Here is a 20,959-nt window from a genome sequence, read left to right as displayed (position 1 = left end):
TAATTTAAAGGAAATTCATTAAAAAGAGACTTCTATTCCAAAACTGTAAGTACGCATAGGAGGTGTTTCACAAAATACTTCACCGGAAACAGGCACTTCCGGATCATACTGGTCCCACTTTGCCCACGTCAACAAGTTACTGCCTGAGAAATACAATCTTGCTTTACTGACACCCAGTTTGGTCAACCACTGATCTGGCAATGTAAAGCCCAAAGTCAAGTTCTTTACACGTAAATGATCCGTGCTATGTACATAACGGGATGAATTCTGCGGTCCTGCTGCTTGGCCAAGTACAAATCGGGGTACATCTGTCACATCACCCGGCTTTTGCCAACGATCCAATTCATAAATGGGCAAGTTATAGTTCTGCTCTTTTGCACCGTCGGTTTCATTATAAGTTCCGGTTTTGTCAAAAGAATATCCTCCTAAAGAATAAGTCAATGTCAATGCTAAATCAAACCATTTGTAATTCACGATATTGGTAAAACCTCCTGAAATTTTCGGATCCACAGACTTATAAGGAATTGCCTGTGCTGCAGAAGCGTCAGTAGTAACTGTTTTGTCATAATTGCCATTTGCATCCTGTGTATTCATATAGTACAAAGCTTTTCCTGTTTGAGGATCAACCCCCGCATATTCTTTCACATAGAAGGTAGAATACGGCAACCCCACTTTATGGATAAACCAGCTTCCCTCGATAGACTGTTCCAATTTACCATCCAATGATACAATCTTATTTTTATTGTGGGTCATATTCAAAACAGAAGTCCAATTAAAGTTGCTACCGGCAAAGTTTATGGTACGCAGTTCCAGTTCCCAACCTCTATTATTCAGTTGTCCCAAGTTCCCCAAATAATTTTGGAAACCGGTAGTGCTACTGATAGGACGATTGTAAAGCAAATCTTTCGTATCGCGATTATAATATTCCAAGCTGACAAAAATACGATTGATAAATGCCAGGTCGAGTCCCAAATTCAAGTTATAGTTCTTTTCCCATTTAAGGTTCGGGTTCGGTAATGCCGATTCATAAGATCCACCACCTCCCATATAATTCTGCCCGTAGGAATAAAGTCCCATATATCCGTAAAGAGCACCCGGTTGATTACCATTCACACCATACGAGGCACGTATCTTTAAATCACTCAGCACACTCTTTATAGATTGCATAAATTTTTCCGCACCTACATTCCACATACCGGATACAGACCAAAAATTTCCCCAACGGTTCTCGGGTGACAGGCGTGAACTGCCGTCACGACGAAAGCTACCAGCAATATAGTAACGGTCATCATAATCATAGTTGATACGGGATACATAAGAAATCATTCTTGAATCCTGAGTAGAAGACACAAAGCTGTTCAATGATGCTGCATTATCCGGTTCCACCAAATAATCTGAAGGAAGTTTGGATTTATCCCCCATTGCTTTGTCAGTCTGATAATTTTCAATTTCATAAGCTATCAATGCGTCCACATGGTGCAACTGTGCTATAGTCGTATTGTATCCCAATGAAGTGGAAGAAATCAATTTACTATATTCTATAAATCCCTTTGCCGTCTGTGCATCACTACCACTTTTAGCTCCGGCTCCACTCAACGGATTCCAATAACGGGAATCTTTCTGAATATTATAATCATAGCTAAGCGTTTCTTTTAATTTCAACCCTTTGATAATATCTATCGAAGCATAGCCTGTAGAAAACATACGTGTCATGCGGGTACGGTTATAATCTGTACGGATATCACGCAACGGATTCACATTGCTACTGGGATATGACCCTACATAATTCCCTTCAGCGTCACGTACCGGAAAAGACGGAGTGGTGTTCAAAGCCACACAAAGGAAAGGATTAATAGATGATCCACGCTCCTCATTCATTTCCTGATTCAATTGAGAGAACATCACATTGGCACCCACTTCCCCACGGGAACCTACCTTCTGGGTTACATTCAAACGCGCTGTATATCTATCTAGATTAGAATTTTCCACCAAACCCTCCTGACGGTTAAAACCCAATGAAGAATAGAACGTAGTCTTGTCATTACCTCCCGATACGGACGCTTCATAACTTTGATGATGTGCCGTACGCATTAATTCCTTTCTCCAGTCAGTATATCCCAGTTCCGGAATGGAGGCATAATCATTGATATGTAAATCAGCATACTCTGTGGGCGACGCCAATCCCGCCTCCGGATTCTTGGCTATCTCATCTTGCTGAAAGTTCATCAAACCTTCATAAATTAGCTCTCTACGCTGCTCCCCATTCAACGTTGGACGGAATTCCACAGCAGCATTAGAAAAGCCACCATCAATTTTTAATGTAGCCTTAGCACGTCCCTTTGTACCTTTTTTAGTGGTTATCAGAATCACACCGTTTGCCGCACGTGAACCATATAAAGAAGCCGCCGCCGCATCCTTTATGACTGTTATATTTTCAATATCCGAAGGGTTCAGCGTACTCATTATATTCGTTTTAGAATTATTCATGTAAGCGGCATCTGCCGAGCCACCACTCAAGCTTCCGGAAGTCACCGGTACTCCGTCAATGACAAACAAAGGTTCTTTCGATGCATTGAATGACCCCATACCGCGAATACGTATACTTTGATTAGCACCCGGCTGACCGGAATTTCCCGAAATGGACACACCCGGAGTCATACCCTGCAACTTCTGTTCTACCGATACAACCGGAACGTTCTTCAACAAGTCCCCCCGTAATGTATTTGCCGAACCGGTAAATGAGGATTTGGAAAAATTACCATAGCCTGTCACCACAACCTCGTCCAATCGTTGTGTATCCGGACGTAAAGATACATTCAGTACCCCATTGGCAGGTATCTTCGCCGTTAGTGTACTCATACCTAAAAACTCAATCACTAATGTTTTGTCTTTGTTGGGAACTTCCAGAGAGAAATTGCCATCTATATCTGTCACCACACCGATAGATGTACCGGGTATTTTGACAGTAGCTCCAATTAATGGTTCTTTATCCTCTGCTGAGAGAACACGTCCTTTCACTGTTCTATTCTGAGCTTGCACGTACAAACCGAATAAACAAGCCAAAATGAAAAAAACATACCTAGATTTATTCATGATTTATATTTATATAATTATATAATAATTTATCATGTTCCGGTCAAAAGATATGCCAACAACAATAACCGCCCGTCAAATCACTGTATATTAACTAAATAAGCAAACAGAACATCTGTAAAACTGTAGAATAAATCCACATGAATGTAGAATTTGTCCACACAAAAAAAGGGTGTGATACCACACCCTCTCATTTAATAATTATTTAAAATTAATTTTTAGTATATCCCGGATTCTGCTCCATATCAGGACTAAATGTAAACTGGTCTGTTGGAATCGGTAAAACACATTTATAATAATCCCAGTCTATTTCCTCCACGATACCCGGTAAATGATATCCTCCCTTACGAACAATGGTCTTTCCATTTCTCAACATATCAAAGAAACGATGCCCCTCACCTATCAATTCTTTACTTCTTTCTTCCAACACCCTATCCAATGTATATTCAGCCGCCGTTACTTCTTTTACAGGATTAGCACGCTGCACAATTGCATTCAGATAATTCAAACCCTTTACGGCAGATGCCCCACCTATTTTCACTCCGGCTTCCGCCGCATTCAAATAGACTTCAGACAAACGGAAAATAACATAATTATTTTCAAAAGATGGAGTCGTAGCATCTGTTCCCGGCCATTTTTTCAACCACCATACATCATTTTTATTATAAACATTCTTTTCCAGCAACAGACAGCGAATATCATCCGGATCACTCAATAACTCATCCACAAATTTCTGAGTAGCAAAAATCTCACGATACCCATTCCAATGCATTAGATATGCCAATGAACTTCGTCCTCCATTATCATCTGTACTATTAGCAATTTCAAATAATGATTCCGTACCAAACGTATTTTTCAGATCCCATGCCGGAATATATTCATCACGTGTATAAAGACGGTACATTCCATTTCCTTCCACTTCTTCAATCAAGTTGCTTGCCATTTGAAACGCCTTCTCGTTATCATCATGATACAGATAAATACGAGACAACAATGCTCTTGCAGCATACGCATTCATCCGGCTGTTATTTTTAGAAGTACTCATTAAAGGTATAGCCTCCTCCAATGTATTGATTATGAACTCATAATCCTTTGCTACAGTGCTGCGTGGCGGATTTTCATCTAATGTAATTGCATGATCTACAATTGGAGCTCCCCAACCGGCCCCTTTATCCTTAGTATAAGGATAACCGAAACAACGGGTCAAGTCAAACTGGCAAAGTGCCATGATAGTCATCGCCTCACCTTTTAATTCCTTTAATCTTTGCTCTGAACCTTGCACTTTTCCATCATCAATCGCATTGATCACATTCCATGCATTACGGATAATATAAAAAGGACGTCCCCATAAATATCCGGCATTTAAGCTTGTAGAGCGATGATCATATAAATAACACCGGTTACAAGTTCTCCCGCTATTATAAGAACTCTGCATATCATCCCCTTTCATATCCCCATAAAAAAACATGGTTCCGCCATAATAGCCATAGCTGGACATCAAATCATACAATCCATTCACAGCATTATCTATATCCTGCTCTGTACTCAGTGCCAAATCCGTAGAAACGCTATCACCAGGATGAGTGGTTAAAAAATCATCCCCGCACGATACGGCCAATAAAGAAATCAAGCCTAATATAATTATATTTTTTTTCATAAACAGTTCGGTGTTAATTGATTAGAATTTAAGTTCAAGTCCAAATGCGAATGTTTTAAGAGGAGGAGTAAAATAACTTACAATTCCATTCAACTCCGGATCATATTGATCGTATGCAGCCCATGTCAACAAGTTGGTACCCGAAAAATAAATACGGGCAGAATTAATACCTATGGTTCTTAACCAAGACTGAGGAGCAGAAACGCCAACAATCAAACTTTTCAAGCGCAAATGATCTGTACTATGAATACCACGTGATGAGTTCCACCAGCCACCATACTCTTGTCCATACACATATCGGGGAACATCTGTTATATCTCCCGGCTGTTTCCAACGGCGGCGTAACTCTGTACTCTTATTGTATTGTGCCGTATAGCCGTCATCTTGCAAAGCATACATGGCACCATCGTAAGAATATCCACCTAAATGAAACGACAAATTAAAAGATAAATCAATAAACTTATAATTAAACGTATTCATCAATCCACCGGTTAATTTAGGATATATATCTTTCAACTCCACACGGTCGGCATCATTGGGATCATACACAATATTCCTGCTTCTATTGCCATTTTCGTCTTCTTTATTGTCATAATACATCGGGCGTCCGTCATTAGGATCCACTCCGGCATATTCTCTCAAATAAATTGTCGCATACGAACAGCCTTCCTTTCTGATATAATTTCCATCTATAAATTCCGGAAGATCCGCCAGTTTTACAATCTTATTTTTATTATGTGACAAGTTTAAAGAAGTTGTCCAACTAAAATCTTTGGTTTGAATATTACTTGAGCGTACTTCTATTTCAAAACCGGTATTTTTCATTTCACCCACATTCGTAAGAATACTGCCAAAACCACTAATAGAATTCAATTGCTTACTCATCAATAAATCCTTAGTCGTTCTGGTATACCAATCGAAAGTCAAATTAACCCGTCTGAACAGACTTAAATCAACCCCCAGATTCAATGCATAGTTCTTTTCCCAAGTCAAATCAGGATTAGCAATAGCATCTTCCCACGGAGCAGGTTTCCCATTATAAAATGCTCCGGTAGTATAAGTTCCATGATAACCATAATAACCGGTCGGCAGATTACCGTTCACACCATACGATGCTCTTAATTTCATATCCGACACAACATTCTCCCACGGTTTCATGAAGTTTTCCTGAGAGAGTCTCCATGAAGCGGAAACAGCCCAAAAGTTTCCCCAACGGGTATCAGGTGCCAATCGGGAAGAGCCATCACGACGGAAACTGAAACCTGCATAATATTTATCATTATATCCATAATTCAAGCTTCCCACATACGACACCATAGCATCTTCCTGCCTTGTATTAGTAAGATCAGCAGGTTTGGCACCATTATCCAACGACGGATTAAGTGTTTGCCCGTAAACCTGTTTCTCACCATACATATCCTCATAATCGTACTTCATAACCTCATACGCTAAGACCGCATTAATGTTATGTTTACCAAACGTTTTATTATATGCCAGATTCGTTTGTGAAGTATAACTCATTCTCTCAATCATCATCATCTGTCCGGATCCCTGTGTAGCTTCCCCATCTTTACCGTCAGGCGAGTAAAAGAAAAAGTCTTTATTTAAAGAATAGTCTACTGTAAAGATAGTAGATAACTTCAACCCATCCAAGATATGATAGGCAGCCTTGGCAGATGCCATTGTACGTGCCAGACGTGCATAATTTGAATCTACAGAATTCTCATACAGCGGGTTAATGCCTCCATTATTCTGGAAACCCGTATGATAGCTGCCATCCTCATTATAAATAGGTATAGAAGGGGTCAATTGATATTTTGAAGAATAAAGCGCACTGGCATAATACTGTCCCTCCGGCGTATGTTTATTACGAGTCCATGAAAAGGTAGCATTCATTCCATACTCAAATTTATTCCATTTACTGTTTGCATCAATACGACCGGTAAAACGTTCCATTCCTGAATTTATGCTTATACCTGTCTGATTGGTATATCCTAACGTACCAATAAAATTCGACTTTTCATTACCTCCGCTTACAGACAAACTATAGTCTTGCTGATGTCCTTTTTTCAATAAAGCATCTTCCCAATCAGCATATCCGTTGACCGGGCGTGCCGCATAATTGTCAATTTGTCCATCCGCATAAGCCTTTGCCTCGGCTTCCGAGTCCCCCTGATTCAAACGATAATTAACAAATCCCTCATAAATCAATTCCCTACGCTCTTCACCACCCATTATCGGACGATAATTGTAAGCAATATCCGTAATACCGTAAGTAGCCTGCATACTCACTCTCATTTTACCTTCCTTACCTTTTTTAGTAGTAATAAGGATTACACCGTTAGATCCTTTTGCTCCATATAATGAAGCAGAAGCGGCATCTTTCAATACGGTTATACTTTCAATATCCGCAGGATTTAATGTCTCGATCAAACCAAGTCCTCCCGCGCTGGCATTGGCACTTAGACCACTCATATCCCTAGACGCTACCGGCACACCGTCCAATACATAAAGAGGTTCTGTAGAAGCATTCATAGAAGCAATTCCACGCACCCGCACTGTAGCTTTAGAACCCGGCTGGGAAGAACTGGCTACTGAACTTAACCCCGGAATATTAGCCTCCATCATCTGTGCTACAGACACAACAGGCAATGACTCCAATTTATCCGTATTCAAAACAGAAGCAGACCCCGTATAAGTAGCCTTCTTAAAATCACCATAACCAGTCACTACCACTTCATCCATCAACTGAGAATCCTCCTTCAGCATCACTCTTATTTGCCCGTTAGCAGGCACTTTCACCTCCGCCGATTTCATACCGATGTAACTGATTACGATAATATCACCCTGTTTAGCATCAAGAGCGAAATTACCTTCAATATCGGTAATCATACCGGTATTGGTTCCCTTGATAATTACGGACGCCCCGATTAAAGGCATTCCGTTAGCATCCTGCACATTACCTGAAACATGTTTTTTCTGCTGTACGCTTTCCACACGATCTGAAACCGGAGAAGATAGTGCATGGTTTTCCACTGCGAGCACGGAGCTCAATCCTGTAATAGACATTGCCGAATAGGCAACTACAAACAAACATCTGCATTTGTCTGTAATTCGAGTGTGTGTGTCTTTATTCCTCATAAAATTGAGTATATTTATAAATACCATATATGAGTTCAGCTTATTCATACATATTCCAATCGTCATTCTGTCACCGAATAAGCCTAATCTTTCTCCGTATTATATTAAGGTTGTGACAAATATATAAATTAAAATCTATAAAAGAAACAAAATGAATATTTTTTTCTCCTCATATCGATAAATAAAAATACAACATTCATCCAAATAAAAAATGTGCCAAAAGTATTTACTACCTTTGGCACATACCCACCCGGCTGTTTGATATATCAATAAACTGCCGAAGCGATCACTTGTATAAACAAAATAAGGAACACCATTGCAATCGGATACACCGTAGCGTATGCAACACTCGGAATATTACTATCTACCATGGAATCGGCTGCCGCAAGACCGGGCGTACTGGTCATACCACCAGTGATGGTGCCCAGCAAATCCAACAAACTGATTTTAAAGACCAACCTGCCAACCACAACAGCAACCAGCATAGGCACAACAGTAATGGCCGCCCCCACTCCGAACAATAACAATCCGCTCTCCTGAAAAGTAGCCACCAGATTCTTACCGGCAGAAGTACCGACCTCAGCCAAAAACAGCAATAAGCCCAACTGACGTAACAACTGATTGGCAGGACCGGACATAGACCACAATATGGGTCCTGTCTTTCCCACGGCACTCAGCAACAATGCCACCATCAATACTCCTCCGGTCAATCCGGGTGAAAATGAAACGCTGTCTGAAAATGAAATATTTATTTTACCGAACAATACACCTAATACAATCCCCATAGCTATCGGGAAGAAATCAGTATCAGACAACTGTTTGGCATTATTCCCCAACAAACGAGCAACGCCTCTGAGTCCTTCCCGTTCACCGACCACCATCAACTTATCACCGAATTTCAAGGCCAAATCCGGAGAAGGTGACAAGTCTATGCCACTTCGACGGATACGGGTTACCGTACAACCAAAGTTACGTTGTAAATTCAGATCTCCCAATTGCTTGTTTATCATATCTTTCTTTGTCAGCAATAAAGATTCAATCTCCTGTGTCTGGTCCAGAGGCAATTCGCCTTCCTCCCGTTCTCCAACCAATACGGCAAACTGATTCAGCGCTTCCTCACTTCCCACCGCCTGCACATAGTCCCCTTCCAGCAACATGGTATTCGCTTTAGGCATCAATATAGAATCCTCATGCTTTACCCGCGAAATAACGGCTCCCGTCATGGCACGCGCATTTATTTGCGCCAAAGTACGTCCGAATACCGCTTGATTGGTCACTCTGAAAATGCAAGTTGTCAGTTCCGGAAAACCGCTGCGCCGTTCCAGTTCCAACCTGCGCGCTTCTTTATCCAGATCCACCCGCATAATCTTGGGTAACAGCTTCACAAACAAAATCACCCCTATCACTCCAAACGGGTAAGCAATACCGTATGCAATGGAAGCCAACGGTGAATTTGTACTGTCTATAGCTACCGCCAGACCAGGCGTACTGGTCAATGCCCCTGCTATCAATCCCACCACACTGGGCGTATCAATGTCGAAAGCATACTTCAGTCCTACCGCCGTCAGACAGGCAGAGCAAATAATAAGCATAGTAATAAGAATCAGTGTCTTTCCTTTACTCCTGAAAGAATCAAAAAATCCGGGACCGGCCTGAATACCGATGGTAAAGATAAAGAGCACCAAACCGAAGTTCCCCAATTCTTTAGGAATGATCACACCGAAATGTCCGAAAAGCAAGGCAATGAAGATAACGGCCGACACATCCAGCGACAAGCCCTTTATCTTAATCCTCCCTAGCATAAAGCCCAACGCTACAATAAGAAAGAGCGAGAAATAAGAAGAATGCAGTAAATCAATTAACATATTTTTAAGAGGTTAGTTTCAGAGCACAAAGATAGTAAAAAATGCCAAATGCTGAAACCTTCCCCTTATGATTCCATTTTATATTTTCAGATCGCCCATTTAATGATACATATAGATTTCAGATCTCCTCTTTCGGTGGTCTGATAAAACATTCATTTAATATCAGAACTTCATTATATCCCAATACTTTAACCTTATGAGTATATAAACATTCCAACAAATCATCTTGGGTATTCTGAAAAGCAGTAAACGGTGCCCTATGGGAATGTTCAGGTATAGATATATTTAAGTAAATCCGATGTGATTTATAATCTACAATGTTCAATTCCACCAATTTGTTCAATGTTTCATACAATTGTTTAAAAGCATCTCCTGCATTCCTCTCTATGTTCTTTTCCAAACAATATTTAAGTTCAACCAAGCAAACCCATCCCTTACTGCTTGCCCTACTGGAAACAAACATACATTCACACTGATCAGAACCTTTCAACACAGCCGGATTCTCCTCAAAATTCACTGCCCAATAAGTCGTTTTTCTTGGATTAATCAAATGAAAAGAAGCTATATCATCAGGATCTTCTTCCTTTATACATACTTTCCGTTTACCGGCTGTCGCTTGTGTATAATCCATGACATAGGCGTCACCTGTCATCTCATTATATCTTGTAAAAGCTTCAATCCTCATCACAATAATCCATTAAGGCAGCAAAGTCTGTCATGATATTCTTCATTATCCGATCAAAATAGTTATTGCGAATCAATCCTCTTTCATCTTGAATAGTATAGTTCGGATTCTCTTTATAAGGAAAAAATTTTCCATTTTTAATCTCCCATACAGAAACATCCTCCGGCTTGACAAACGAATCCTTCATCTTTTGTAATCCCTCCTCTTCTTCCGGTATATTTTCTTGTACCAAAGCCCCCAGCATGCAATTATTCAGTGCATAAAGCAGATAAGGGCTGTGGGTAGTCATCAGTAAATGATCCCGTCCGCTATTGATCATCTCCAACAGATCATAGATAAGATCTTTTTGAGTTTCGGGAAACAAATTCAACTCCGGCTCTTCCACTATAATGTTGGAGTAATGAGGATGAGAAATATTCTCTTCAAGTTCCAAAACGGTTTCCAACAAATTATCCAAAGAATCATTACCCGCTTTTTTCAAGGTCTTTGCTGTTCCTAATATCTTTTTGAACCCTGGAGAAAGCTTTGCTTCTTTTACTGCCTGATTCAAGAATTCCTCATCCATAACAACATTCATTTGTTTGGAAAACATTTTAATATACTCCCTGGACAATGCCCCTTCTATTCTGTCTTTCTTTTCAAAAGAAATATCTTCCTGATGATCATATATCCAATGGGTTAAATAATATACATAAACATACAACGGCACAACCGACTGCAACCCGCTGGAAGCCTCCTCCAATCCTATTTCTTTTCCATCTTCCAGCACAATCATATCCTTTTGGGATGATTCGTCATAATAATACTTCAATTTCAGTTTCAGCAAATCGACAGCATTTTTCTTTTGGAACTTTTGATGAACTTCCAACCAGTCAAAAATAAAGCTTCTTGTATTATATTCAGGCATCTTCAATGACGCAATATTGGGTAACGTAACAGCATTTCTTTCAGCGGGTATATAAGCGACTTTGCCAATTTTGCACCTTTCAAACCCGTCTTTTAATTTAGCGAAGCACATATCTTTTGTATAACAAAAATCAATAGCATCACCCACAAAGAATATAGCATATCCTTCATTCAGATAGTTTTTCAATTTATGAAACTCTAGCAACTGTTTTTCCACAAAGCTCCAACTTACATAATCAGTGTTACGACGCATCAGCACATCCTTTTCCAACCATAGACAGAAACTGATAACCTTAGCTATTGTACTTTTCCCACTGCTTTGCGGACCAATCAGCATGTTCACTTTATTCAAAGTAAAATCAACATGCTCTATCGGACCTATCTTATCTATTATAAATTTTGGCATAAACTCTGTTCTGACGAATTCAAACTTTTTAAGAGAACAAAGATAAACTATTTATTCCTACCGGCAAATAAAAAAATACTTTATTGCACATCCAGCGCATCCAATGCCAGTCCCTCCATATCCGGTGCGGAAAGCACCACCTTATAATAGCCTGCATTGATATACGTACCCGTCGTTGTACTCAGCATACGCCACTTTCCGGGAGTTTCGGCAAAAGTCAGATTATCTTCCTTCAGTACCACCCCTTTGGAATCAATGAACTGCATACGCACCTTCATAGGCTTCCCTGTAACATTCATGTATTTAAAACGAAGAGCATAGACTTGTGCCAGACCGGTAGAAATGTTCCAAGTAATACTGCTTTGTGTACCTTTACCAAAGAAAACCCCGGTTTGTTTCTTAACCTCTTTCTTTATGAACTTACCTTTCAGCACAGCATCCTCCGCTTGATAAGTCACATTGGCACGTGCGTTTTTATCTTCAGGCAATAATTCTTTGGGAGTCTTTTCCATCACCTCCTTGTCTTGTGCAGCCCAGCTGAAGCTATGGGCAGAAAAAGAGCGAACGGAATCCAAGTCGCCTTTACAAGCTATCGCAATGCCACAAATCAAAGCTTGCCCCGCTTTCACCTCCGGAAAATTAATCTTCAAGACTCCCCCTTTCACGATAGCATTCACCACCTTTTTGCAAGCGCCGTCATGACCCGCTTCAGCCCATACATCCAAGTCGTCCAGAAGTACTTTATCATTTACCGCTACATCAAAAATACGCAAGCCTTCACAATCCGTCTGTACGCCGCCTCCTGTACCATGCCAGGGTTCTGTAAAATAAAGTTCCACACGATACTCGCCATCCGGAACGGGAAAGCGGAAGTTCAGCTTATGGCGTCCGAAGCGGAAAGTCTGGAACAGTTCCCAGTCCCTAGTGCCATGAATGGGATCATTCGTGGTACGCTGGCTCGCCTGATAAGGGCTCAACAACTGTACACTATCCGACGGATGAACAAACGATTCCGCCCACGAATGAGAATAACGGCTGTTATCCTGCGCCCAGACCTGACCATACGTATCCGTATAAGCGTCTCCTCCGCAATTCAAACGATAAAGATACGTATATCCCTCAGCTCCTTTCAACAAATCAGTTCCGTTCAACCGGTCGGCAGCAACAGGCACTATAGCAGAACCACGGTAAAGAGCTTCAAAATGAGGAGCTTTTTCCAGACCGTTCAGCACCAGCACATCTTCCGCTGCCGGTTTTCCTTTAAAGTACCCCACAGCACGAAGCACATTGTAACGGATATCGCGGTTTTCCCACATGAAATGAGTCCCCACCCCATGATTCAATTTCCGTCCCAAGTATTCAGCATCCACCGCATCATTGTACAGCAACACACTGTCACAATTGCTGTACGCCTCAATGGTAGCCCGTCTGCGGCCTGTCGCAAAACGGTCCTCCCATGTATGAGATGCCAGATAAACCATCGGATCTTCGGAAGCCGGCACATAGTTCGCGCGATACATATAATATACATCCAGCGGCTCCTCCCACGGAGTCACCAATCCTTTATAATTAAATGGTCCCACCTTATCTATCCGGCGATACGCTTCATCCGGCTGGCGGCGTCCCGGATTATCATGACTGCTGAATATCCATTGGAATTGTCCGCACACACTGTCCTTTGCCTGTTCCGCCAGTCGTATCTTGGTTTCCATCAGCTGGCACATACGCTCCTCGCTCCATACACCATTCACATCAAAAGCTGCCGGTTCCGTATGCAATCCGATGCTGCGCCATGCCCCATATTCACCGTTCAACAACTGATTCTTCTGTGACAATTCACGGCCATACTTATTCACATCACCACCATAGGTTCCACTCCAGTTCTGAATAACATTCCAATCTGTCCCATCACCACCGTTACACGTAGTAATCACACGCATGGTACGGGCCGTAGGATCCATTTCCCGGATAATCTCACTACACTCTTCGGCAAACTCCTTAGGCAGCGTGCTTTCGTTCTGCAATCCCCACATCACCACACTGGGCGAGTTACGACGCTCTTTCACCCACTGGCGGAGCAGTTTCTTGAAATTCTCACGAAACTCCGGAGTATCATACCACACGTGGGCCGAAAACTGAGTCCACCACAAGACTCCTTCCTTGTCCCAATATTTCTGATAATCCAGGTGATGGGGCTGGTGAGCGTCACGGAAAGCGTTGAAGCCCGCCGCACGGATCTGTTTCACACGGGCTGCCACCTGCTCACGGCTGAAAGCATGGCTTTGTCCGAACTGATGTTCATATTCACACACTCCATTGATAAAGACAGGCTGTCCGTTCAGATAGAACCGTCCGTCACCATCCTCCCGTTTCACCGGCCAACTGATGGTACGGATACCAAAGGGTGTACTAATCTCATCCGTAGTACTCTTACCACGCTTTATCATACTGGCCAGTTTATACAAATAAGGATTCTCCGTACTCCATAAAACAGGATTCTGCACTGGCGATTGTTGCTTCACCACCTTCTTTTCACCCGGCTGCAAAGTCACCTTCTCCGTCAGGCGGAACACCTGCTTGCCATCCGCATTACTGAATTTATTAACCACTTCCACCGTCTCAGCAGTCTTTCCGTAATTTTTCACCTCCGTTTCCACAAAGACAGTTCCCGCCTTATCATCATTCCAGATATGCACTCCGAAAGGCTCAATGCGGATCTCATCCGTAGCCTCCAGCACCACGGGACGGAAAATTCCCAAAGGCTGGGAACCTTCGCTGAATCCCCATTCCGAGGAACAGCCACCGCACACCCAAGGCATGTCGGCTATCATTTCAGGATGTTCCGCTTTCACTACCAGCTTATTCTCTCCCAGCTTCAACGCATCCGTCACATCCAATGTCAGCGTAGTACGCCCTACGGGATGACGGCCGAAATCCTTTCCATTCAACGTTATAGTGGCATACGTCCCCACTCCCTCAAAACGAAGAAAATAACGTTTTCCGAATGAAGAGTTGGAAATTAGAAACTGAGAATCATCCAATGTGAAGGTCTTTTCGTATATGGCAGTACCGTGCAAATTACCATGTGTCAGTTGGCGGTAGCCATAATAATCATCCCAGTTATGAGGAATATTTACTTCTATTGCCTTTTGAGCAAACAACCCTTTCAGATGAGTTGCTTCCGTCAGCCATGTTTTCCATCCTTTATCCAATTCCATCACCATCCGGCGATTCTTCACCTCCCGTTCCGGGAAATGCACTTGTGAACGTCCCATCGGTTTGCTGGTAGCAATGGCTATACCACGTTGTTCCGCGTCATTCACGGCACAATAGAAATGATACACCACCCCATTGTATTTCACCACATAACTCTTATGAGCGAACAATTCATCATAGTCTTTAGAAGGGATAATCAAATCCGCCCCTTTCCAATCCGTCCAATGTACTAGGTCATAACTGGCAGCAAATGTATTAAATGCCTTGTATTTGCGGCTCGGTTCAAAAGCCGAGAAATAGAACATGACATACACATCGCCCATTTTCTGGATATGCGCATCCCCCGTAATGGTTCCGTCCGCTTCGTGTGCAAAGACCGGATTGCCCGGATATCGTTTCCATTTCTTCATATCTTTGGACAAGGCGATACCCACCCGTTCCGCTTTCAAATCCGTTTCCGGATGCCGTCCTGCCGCGTTATAGAACATGACGAAAGGTGCGCCCAATGTTTTCTCCTTATCCCAATAGACCACACTCTTATATTGAGTCAGCTTTTCCCACCATTGCGCGTCTTTATCATGGATACTCATCACGGGCTGGTCCTGTGCCTGCCATTCATGGGCGGAACCCAAAGGCCGGTCTGTCCAGGCCAAACCAATATACAGCGGCTTGTTCACCGATTCATATCCGGTCCCTTCCCCACCCAGATAAGTCATCCAATGCTTGCCTTTATACGTCTGCAGGGCATAGCTTCCTCCCCACTCCATATCCGGCAATGCAGGGAAACCACCACGCTGGTTGCAATCCCAGAATCCGTCACGATAAGACAAGACACGTCCCAATGTACGCCATTCCAACAGATTATCACTTTCGGCTATCCATGTCTCGTATCCACGTCCGTCCAGTCCGCTCTTACCATTATAAACCACGTAGGTCATATACCACTTATCCCCTTCGCGGAACACGGTAGGGCAGTCTATTTTATGCTTGTTGTCGGCCGGAGCTACAGCCAGCCCATATTTATAAGGAGTCTTGGCTTCCTCATAAATCTGCTCCATGCGCGATTGCGGAACTTCACGTTGGGCGTATGTTCCCAATGACAACAGTGAAAATGCCAGTATCAATATCTTCTTCATAATTATCTTTTTATCTATTGGCAAGACGGACAAAAGAAGAAAATGTACCCATTCAGAAAACTTTTATCTCATTCTCTATTTTTACCATCACATAGCAGGGGTCAGCTCAACATTCAATCCCAAAGCAGAAGCAATACGATAAAAAGTAGAAACCTTAGGCTCTGTTTTTCCTGTTTCCACACGGGAAATATAAGACTTATTAGTCCCTATCTTTTCGGCAAGTTTCGCCTGTGTCATATTTGCTTTCTTCCTTGCCTCTTCAATTATTTGCCCGGTAAAGAAAGCATTCATTGAACAATATAACAATATGCCCTTCATCATAACAGAAGAAAATCCTATAGATATTACCTTGCCACTCTATTCTTAACTCATACAGACCCTCTTTAAGAAACTTCACATACTTTGCCGGTAGTCCATCTTGAGTCTTTAATAAGAGTAATCCATATAGGACTTTTTCTTGCGTACCTTTATCCAGAGCATCAAAAAAATCTTTAATAGTAGTTTTCGTATGCTATTATCTTTCTGCTCATACGCCAAAAATAAAAAAAAGTTTATCAGTTAAGCAACTTTTCCTTATAAAAATCTTAAAACTATGTACAAAAATAGCGTAAAATTCTCAAGATATACTTGAAAATTTTACGCTATACTACGATTCCAGCCTCTGGAACTACGGCTACTAATAGAACATCCAGTCCATCGTTTCCTCCGCACCGGCCAGTCCCGCATTACGCGGAGTTACCTGCGCGTCTGTAAATCCCAGCACCATCGTATATCCTTTCGGCAGCAACAAGGTATGCTTTCCAGCCTCAAAATGATAAGCATGTACATTCGCCAGCGGCATACCCGCTATGCGTACGGCATTGGTCAGTTTCGGTTCCGCCTGACCGTAATCATTGGCAGAAGCATCCGTTTCCAGTTTCGGAGCTTTCGCATACTTCTTCTGGTCATCACGGAAATAACCTACCAACAAGTTCACCGGAGCAGCCGCTTCAAACTCTATTGTCGTACCTTCCTTGCGCTGCACATCCCCGTTCATTCTATAAGCAGTCAGCCCTTCCAACTCGGCGGCCAACGCATCTACCTTGCCCGGCACATTGGAAAACAGGCTTGCACCCGTCGCCAGTTTCACCGGAGTCAGTCCGTTCAGAATCTTCACATTTGCGGCGGACAAAGGTTTTATCTCAGCTGCACTTTCTGTCACCTTACCTGCCGCCTTATCTTTCAGCAACTGCAAGTTCGCCTTGAAATTAGCCAGTTCATTTTCATAATGCACCAGCATCTCTTTCCAGGTCTTGTTCTTGCCACCGTCACCACCGATAGGAATACGGCGTTGCGCGGTCTGCATACTGTTGGCATAATAATAAGTACTATCCGTCAATGCCACCAGCTTGCGGTAATGATCCAGACTTTGTTCCATCAATGGAATAGCAGCGTCCAATTCGTTCAGATCCTTTCCCCACTGATAGTTTAAGACACGCTGCGCAGCTTTCACTTTCAGGTTAAACGCGTATGCAAATTCACGATAGCAATGCATGTCATTCTGCAAACGTCCGAACTCCTCTTTATTACGAGTCACCGCTGCGGCAGCCTTATCAATGGCCGCCACCGCCTTGTCACCGTGTTCCACCACCTGCGCCACAATATCCAACGGCAATTCGCCCACATGTGGCTGTTTTTTCCATTCTTTCTCCACATATTCTATCAGCTTCTCGCCCTCCGGCCCGCAACTCTCATAAAATCCCGGATAGATAGTATATTTATAAGGATTCACCAACTGACTCATAAACATACCCAGCAACAAAGTCTGCCGGTTCCCTTCCGTGATGCCGAAACGGCGGAGCAACTTCGGAGCAATCTCTCCACTCTGCTCGTATGCCTCCAGAATATCTCCGGCTTCGGCAGAAGTCGTACCATAATAATCGCCCAACTGCTTGTCCCAATATTCCACTTCAGATGAACGGTCCCGATGACAGTTCCATGCATAGCGTCCCCAGGTTTTGTACCATATCCAGTCACGGTCCAGCTGATACTCCCGTTTGCCATCCGGCAACTTATCAGCCGTGTACGGCCAGTCCCAATAAGAAGCCTGCGGATACAGATGCAGGGCATTGGCTCCATGTACATTGTGCATGGCATTCACCGCTTTCTGTACAAAGTCGGGAGATCCCCAACGCCACGGTTCCAAGTTTGCCAGAATATGCACATTACTGATATGAATACTTCCCAAAGCACTCAGATCCGAATGTATCTTGGACCAAGGACCTCGCGGTTCGTAAGTAGTCAGTGACTCACCATTGTATTTATGCATGGTATAGAGGTTCTTGTATAACGGCAGCGCGGCATCCATCACCATCTTGCAGTCCGTATCGTGCGCACGCAGCAAGATGGGCGGCTCATCCGTACGCCCCAGTGCCTTCAACCCGTCCTTCACTCCCGGAATAATGGTTTTGGTAAACCACTCCACATCATCCTCATAGGTATCCATCGCTTCCCCCAAGCATACCAGCAAACCCACATTGGGATATTTTTCTATAAACGCGGCCACCGACTTACGTGTATAATCACTGATCAGCGGAGTAATAGGACGGTTACGATCCTGTGTTTTCAACCCGTAATGCTCGGCAAAAGGCTTGCTTAACAATATATTATAAAACATCTGGATCACAAAAATACCTCTCTTGTCCGCTTCGGCAGTCAGAAACGAGAACATTTCCTCATTTTTCTTGAAAGTTTCCTCATCCACTTCTACGGCAAAAGGATACTCTTCCAGCTTCACCAAGGAAGCAAACGGATGCCCGTTCCACAGATACAAGGAATTCATACGGTTTTCCACCAGCATATCCAGATATTTTATCCATTGTTCCTTATCATAAAACCAAGGGAAGCTCTCCGGCGTATAGGGATACTCATACACCCCTCTTCCGGGCAGGTATTCCATTTTCTGAATCCCTACACAACCTCCGCGAAGCACCATTTCAGGAGCATCCGTCAGTTGTGCCGGAAACTTCAAATCCTTGTATTGTCCTACATGATCTATCAATTCACGACAGCCGTAAATCACACCGTTTCCGTCGTTTCCTGTCACTGTAGTCATGTTTCCACGGGTAGAAATGGTAAATCCCTCCTTTTTCAGTCCGGCTGTATCAGTAGCCTGTTCCAGACGGATGCAGACCTCATCTTTATCTATACCGGCAGTATCCGACAACATAACAGACGAATACCCCGCATCTTCCAGCGCTTTTTTCAAATGTTCTCCAGCAAACAGCACCCGGTTCGACGCTTCCTGCGGCATCACAATATTCACATTGGGTTTCTCGCACCCCCATAACACGCACATACATGCGACAAGTGTTCCTAGCCTGATATTTTTCATTCTTTTCATATAAATTATTTACAGTTAGACGAAAAAAACAACAAGACGTACTCACAAGACCTCCGCCAATCGTCAAAAAGCGAGGAAAAAGCACAAGCTATCACAAAAAGAAATAAAACGATGAACAAATAAACTCATCCGGACTTTTAAGATTAACTCAGAGAATGCGCATTTAAACTGAGAAATATACAGTATCTAAATTTTAAAAATGAAAGAACAATGAAAGAAAAATCTAACCTGACCCTATTTATGGAACAACTTATCCGGTCGCTAAAAGAAGAAGAGCGTTTCAGTACCGCCCACATCTACCAAAGCACATTGAACGCCTTCATGCTCTTCTGCAAGACCGACACCATCCGGTTCAACCAGATGGAACGTTCATACCTGAAACAATTTGAGAACCACCTGCGTAACAAGGGATGCACCTGGAACACTGTTTCCACTTATATGCGTACCTTGCGAAGCATCTACAACAAAGCCGTGGACGATGGTCTGACAGAAGAAAAGCCCCGTCTTTTCCGTCACGTATATACTGGTGTAAAAGCCAATACCAAACGCGCCCTCGATGCCAAAGACATGAGCAAATTATTAAGTGCCTCCCTTCCACGCCCCTTGCCGCAAAGTATGGAAGAGAGCCGGGCATGGATTACCCTAATGTTCCTGTTACGCGGGATGCCCTTTGTGGATCTGGCACACCTGCGCAAAACAGACCTGCAAGATTCCGTTATCTCCTACCGCCGCCACAAAACAGGAACCCTGCTCACCGTAGAGATTCCTCCCGCTGCCATGAACCTTATCAAACGGTATCAAAATACAGATTCCAACTCCCCCTACCTGCTTCCCATTCTCAGTGGAAACCGGAAAAGCGAAGAAGAATATGCAGAATACCAACATGCCTTGCGGAAACTGAACTATGACCTGAAACAACTGGCGGTATACTGCGGAATCAAACTCAATGTCAGTTCCTACACCAGCCGCCACACTTGGGCCACTTTGGCTAAATACTGCCACTTTTCGGAACAATTGATTTGTGATGCCCTAGGGCACTCCTCCACAAAGGTGACCGAAACCTATTTGAAAAGTTTTAAAAACGATGAATTAGACAAAGCAAATAAAGTAATAATTAATCACATTAACATTTCTATATAATCAATTTTAAAACTTCACATTACATTATAAAACAGTAAATTACAAGACTGTTACTTTAGAAGTAACGGAACAGATTTTGGAAGCAAAAGTATACAAACTTTAGATACAGTGCAAGATTTCTACACTTTTTTTTCGTTTTTATTTCAAAAAATTTTTTTATTCCGCATATAGCCCTCCCTGCCCATACTCTGATCGTCAATATGAGTTAAGCTACATTCCCAGTCTTTTATCTTCTCTAACAGCCACTAAATCTTTATTTTACTGCTGTTTTCATGTTTTTTTCCCTCCCTCCTTCCCTTCCGTTACTTCTAAAGTAACAGAAAAAAAACAAA

At 42.7% G+C, this 20,959-nt stretch carries 10 protein-coding genes and 1 pseudogene; 1 reads left to right on the top strand and 10 read right to left on the bottom strand.

What is annotated here, in order from left to right; genetic code table 11:
* Positions 1-18: 18 nt before the first annotated feature.
* The 10 genes and pseudogenes from GKD17_RS07680 to GKD17_RS07635 all read right to left on the bottom strand — a co-directional run bounded on the left by GKD17_RS07680 (position 19) and on the right by GKD17_RS07635 (position 19,478).
* Positions 19-3,093, bottom strand: coding sequence for a SusC/RagA family TonB-linked outer membrane protein (locus tag GKD17_RS07680; RefSeq protein ID WP_007838022.1), 3,075 nt, complete (start codon positions 3,091-3,093; stop codon positions 19-21).
* A gap of 211 nt (positions 3,094-3,304) precedes the next feature.
* Positions 3,305-4,750 carry a RagB/SusD family nutrient uptake outer membrane protein gene (locus tag GKD17_RS07675; protein ID WP_007838021.1) on the bottom strand — a complete coding sequence of 482 codons (1,446 nt, stop codon included), beginning with the start codon at positions 4,748-4,750 and terminating at the stop codon, positions 3,305-3,307.
* A 21-nt stretch (positions 4,751-4,771) separates the two neighbouring features.
* A complete protein-coding gene (locus tag GKD17_RS07670; protein WP_007843718.1) occupies positions 4,772-7,891 on the bottom strand; it encodes a SusC/RagA family TonB-linked outer membrane protein in 3,120 nt (1,039 codons plus the stop codon).
* 266 nt (positions 7,892-8,157) lie between these two features.
* Positions 8,158-9,756, bottom strand: coding sequence for an aspartate:alanine exchanger family transporter (locus GKD17_RS07665; protein ID WP_005843762.1), 1,599 nt, complete (start codon positions 9,754-9,756; stop codon positions 8,158-8,160).
* 118 nt (positions 9,757-9,874) lie between these two features.
* Entirely contained in the window at positions 9,875-10,441 is a 567-nt protein-coding gene (locus GKD17_RS07660; RefSeq protein ID WP_007838017.1) for a hypothetical protein, read from the bottom strand.
* Positions 10,431-11,753, bottom strand: a complete 1,323-nt coding sequence (locus tag GKD17_RS07655; protein ID WP_007838015.1) for an AAA family ATPase — start codon at positions 11,751-11,753, stop codon at positions 10,431-10,433. The genes GKD17_RS07660 and GKD17_RS07655 overlap by 11 nt, the downstream gene beginning before the upstream one ends.
* Before the next feature lie 80 nt (positions 11,754-11,833).
* On the bottom strand, positions 11,834-16,105 hold the full coding sequence (locus GKD17_RS07650) for a beta-d-glucuronidase/beta-L-arabinofuranosidase (RefSeq protein ID WP_007838014.1): 4,272 nt from the start codon (positions 16,103-16,105) through the stop codon (positions 11,834-11,836).
* Positions 16,106-16,192: 87 nt separating this feature from the next.
* Positions 16,193-16,426: a helix-turn-helix domain-containing protein gene (locus GKD17_RS23545; RefSeq protein WP_007843715.1), complete on the bottom strand. Its 234-nt coding sequence runs from the start codon at positions 16,424-16,426 to the stop codon at positions 16,193-16,195.
* Positions 16,365-16,635, bottom strand: a pseudogene (locus GKD17_RS07640) (type II toxin-antitoxin system RelE/ParE family toxin). The gene GKD17_RS23545 and the pseudogene GKD17_RS07640 overlap by 62 nt, the downstream one beginning before the upstream one ends.
* Before the next feature lie 146 nt (positions 16,636-16,781).
* Positions 16,782-19,478: an alpha-d-galacturonidase gene (locus GKD17_RS07635; protein WP_032936512.1), complete on the bottom strand. Its 2,697-nt coding sequence runs from the start codon at positions 19,476-19,478 to the stop codon at positions 16,782-16,784.
* A 219-nt stretch (positions 19,479-19,697) separates the two neighbouring features.
* Between GKD17_RS07635 and GKD17_RS07630 the strand changes: the two genes are divergently transcribed.
* On the top strand, positions 19,698-20,627 hold the full coding sequence (locus GKD17_RS07630) for a tyrosine-type recombinase/integrase (protein ID WP_007838011.1): 930 nt from the start codon (positions 19,698-19,700) through the stop codon (positions 20,625-20,627).
* Positions 20,628-20,959 lie beyond the last annotated feature (332 nt).

The organism is Phocaeicola dorei (genome assembly GCF_013009555.1).
In the GTDB taxonomy this organism is placed as follows: domain Bacteria; phylum Bacteroidota; class Bacteroidia; order Bacteroidales; family Bacteroidaceae; genus Phocaeicola; species Phocaeicola dorei.
Note: the sequence above shows the minus strand (reverse complement) of the source record. Positions and strands in the feature narration are given on the sequence as shown.

Coding starts and splice junctions, on each gene's coding strand:
- GKD17_RS07680 (WP_007838022.1), bottom strand. CDS start 3,093: ATGAATAAATCTAGGTATGTTTTTTTCATTTTGGCTTGTTTATTCGGT.
- GKD17_RS07675 (WP_007838021.1), bottom strand. CDS start 4,750: ATGAAAAAAAATATAATTATATTAGGCTTGATTTCTTTATTGGCCGTA.
- GKD17_RS07670 (WP_007843718.1), bottom strand. CDS start 7,891: ATGAGGAATAAAGACACACACACTCGAATTACAGACAAATGCAGATGT.
- GKD17_RS07665 (WP_005843762.1), bottom strand. CDS start 9,756: ATGTTAATTGATTTACTGCATTCTTCTTATTTCTCGCTCTTTCTTATT.
- GKD17_RS07660 (WP_007838017.1), bottom strand. CDS start 10,441: ATGAGGATTGAAGCTTTTACAAGATATAATGAGATGACAGGTGACGCC.
- GKD17_RS07655 (WP_007838015.1), bottom strand. CDS start 11,753: ATGCCAAAATTTATAATAGATAAGATAGGTCCGATAGAGCATGTTGAT.
- GKD17_RS07650 (WP_007838014.1), bottom strand. CDS start 16,105: ATGAAGAAGATATTGATACTGGCATTTTCACTGTTGTCATTGGGAACA.
- GKD17_RS23545 (WP_007843715.1), bottom strand. CDS start 16,426: ATGATGAAGGGCATATTGTTATATTGTTCAATGAATGCTTTCTTTACC.
- GKD17_RS07635 (WP_032936512.1), bottom strand. CDS start 19,478: ATGAAAAATATCAGGCTAGGAACACTTGTCGCATGTATGTGCGTGTTA.
- GKD17_RS07630 (WP_007838011.1), top strand. CDS start 19,698: ATGAAAGAAAAATCTAACCTGACCCTATTTATGGAACAACTTATCCGG.